The organism is Falsiroseomonas oryzae, assembly GCF_027856955.1.
In the GTDB taxonomy this organism is placed as follows: domain Bacteria; phylum Pseudomonadota; class Alphaproteobacteria; order Acetobacterales; family Acetobacteraceae; genus Falsiroseomonas; species Falsiroseomonas oryzae.
The window spans coordinates 1-2,655 of record NZ_JAPSMD010000591.1; the positions used below are offsets into that span (position 1 = coordinate 1).

Here is a 2,655-nt window from a genome sequence, read left to right on the forward strand (position 1 = left end):
ATCGCCACCGGCGGCGACGGCAGGCGGCGCCTGGCGCCCGCGCGCGGCGCGCTGCTGCGGCTGGCCGCCTTCGCCGCGCTTCTCCTCGCGCTGGCCAATCCGCGCCTGGTCGAGGAGACGCGGGAGACGCGGCCGGACATCGCGCTGCTCGTCGTGGACCGCAGCGACAGCACCGGCGTCGGCAGCCGCGCCGCGCAGATCGAGGCGGCGCGCCAGCAGATCGAATCCCGCGCCCAGCGCCTGCCCGAAACCGAGCTCCGCACCGTGGAGGTGCCGGAGGCAGGCAACCAGGGCACGCGGCTCTGGACCGCGATGGAGCGCGCGCTGGCGGAGATCCCGCGCGCGCGCCTGGCCGGCGTGATCGCGCTGACCGACGGGCAGGTGCACGACCTGCCGCCCGCACCGGCGCTGGAAGCGCCCTTCCACCTGCTGCTGCCCGGCCGCGCCGGCGAGGTGGACCGCCGCATCCGCGTGGTGGAGGCGCCGGGCTTCGGCATCGTCGGCCGCCCGGTGGAGCTGCGCGTGGTGGTCGAGGATCTCGGCGTCGCACCAGGCAGCGCGCAGGGCGGCGCGGCGCGGCTCTCCATCCGGCGCGACGGCGGCGCGGCGCGTGTCGAATCCGTGCCGGTCGGCCGCGAACACCGCATCACCATCCCGATCGAGCGCGGCGGCCAGACCGTGGTGGAGCTGACCGCGGAGACGCGGCCCGGAGAGGTCAGCGACCTGAACAACCGCGCGGTCGTGGCGATCAACGGCGTGCGTGACCGCCTGCGCGTGCTGCTGGTGAGCGGGGAGCCGCATGCCGGCCAGCGCACCTGGCGCCGGCTGCTGAAGGCCGACCCCAATGTGGACCTGGTGCACTTCACCATCCTCCGCCCGCCCGAGAAGGACGACCTGACGCCGCTGCACGAGCTGGCGCTGATCGCCTTCCCCGTGCGCGAGCTGTTCCAGGTGAAGCTGCGCGAGTTCGACCTGATCGTCTTCGACCGCTTCGCCAATCGCGGCCTGCTGCCGCCGGTCTACCTGCGCAACATCGCCGACTACGTGCGCGGCGGCGGCGCGCTGCTGCTCTCGGTCGGGCCGGAATTCGCGGGACCCACCAGCCTTGCCGCCACGCCGCTCGGCCAGATCCTGCCGGCGCGGCCGCCGACCGGGCCGGGCGCGGCGCAGGCCGCGCTGCTGGAACAGCCCTATCGCCCCCGCGTCACACCGACCGGCGCGCGCCACCCCGTCACCGAGAACCTGCCCGGCGCCAACCCGGCGGAAGGCCCGGGCGAGGCGACATGGGGCCGCTGGTACCGCGCGCTGCGGGCCGAGGCGCGGGCCGGCCAGACGCTGATGGACGGCCCGAACGGCGCGCCGCTGATGGTGCTGGACCGCGTCGGCGAGGGGCGGGTCGCGCTGGTGCTCTCCGACCACATCTGGCTGTGGTCGCGCGGCCATGACGGCGGCGGCCCGCAGGGCGAGCTGCTGCGCCGCATCGCCCACTGGACGATGAAGGAGCCGGAGCTGGAGGAGGAGGACCTGACGGCGCGCATCGACCACGGCCAGCTGCACGTGGTGCGCCGCAGCCTGGAGGCCGGGCCGCCGCCCGAAATCGTCGTCACCGCGCCCGACGGCAGTGTGACGCGCCATCGCGCGGAGGCGCGCGGCGGCCGCGCCGTGGTGGACATGCCGGCCGCCCTGCCCGGCGTCTGGCAGGCCAGCGACGGCAGGCGCACCGCCTTCGCCGCGGCGGAGGCCGGCAACCCGATGGAGATCGCCGACCTGCGCGCCGACGAGGCGAAGCTGCGCCCTCTGGCGGAGGCGACCGGCGGCGCCGTGCGCTGGCTGGGCACGGATGCGCAGCCCGCCGTGCCGGAACTCCGGCGCGTCGCGGCCGGGCGCGACACGCATGGCCCGGGCTGGATCGGCCTGCGCCGCAACGCCGACCACACGGTCACGGGCATCACGGCGATGCCGCTGCTGCCGCCCTGGCTTGCGCTGCCCCTGGTGCTGGGCCTGGCGATCCTGGCCTGGCGGCGTGAGGGGAATTGAGATGACGCGCCGCGCAACCGGCCCCATCTGCATACCGTCATGAGATGGCGCGCCCTGCTCCTGCTGCCGCTGCTGGCCGCCTGCGCGGTCGGGCCGACCCTGCAGGAACGGCTCTCGGTCTGGGTCGGCCGCCAGGAAGGCGACCTGGTGGCGGAGTTCGGCGTGCCGGTGCGCACCTACGACGCGGAGGGCCGCCGCTTCCTGCAGTACGAATGGCGGCGCACCGTCGCCTATTCCGACCCGGGCTGGTACCGCCCCTACTATGGCGGCCCCTGGGGGCCCCGCTGGGGCTACGTGCCGGCGCCGCCGGTCTATGCCGTGATCGGCTGCGACCTCACCTTCGTGCTGCGCGACGGCCGGGTGGAGAGCTTCACCTATCGCGGCCAGGGCTGTGCGTGACGATGGGGGCGCGGGGCTTCCGGGCGCAGGGCCCTTCGCCTAGGTTCCGGCCCATGCGCGCCCCGATCCGCCTGATTCCCGCCGCCCTGCTGATCGCCGTGCCGATGGTCCTGCCATCCGGCCCGGCCTCCGCACAGGCGCGGCAGCAGCAGCCCGCCACCGGCGCGCCATCCGCGCCCCAGGCGCCGGCCCTGCCGGGCCTGGCGGCACGCCGCGCGC

2 protein-coding genes are annotated in these 2,655 nt (G+C 75.9%); both read left to right on the forward strand.

Going from position 1 to position 2,655, the window contains the following annotated elements:
- Positions 1-2,037, forward strand: a 2,037-nt coding sequence (locus OZN99_RS29295; RefSeq protein ID WP_270938746.1) for a hypothetical protein, incomplete at its 5' end; no start/stop codon positions are given.
- A gap of 39 nt (positions 2,038-2,076) precedes the next feature.
- Complete coding sequence (locus tag OZN99_RS29300; protein WP_270938747.1) at positions 2,077-2,436, forward strand: hypothetical protein; 360 nt, start codon at positions 2,077-2,079, stop codon at positions 2,434-2,436.
- Positions 2,437-2,655 lie beyond the last annotated feature (219 nt).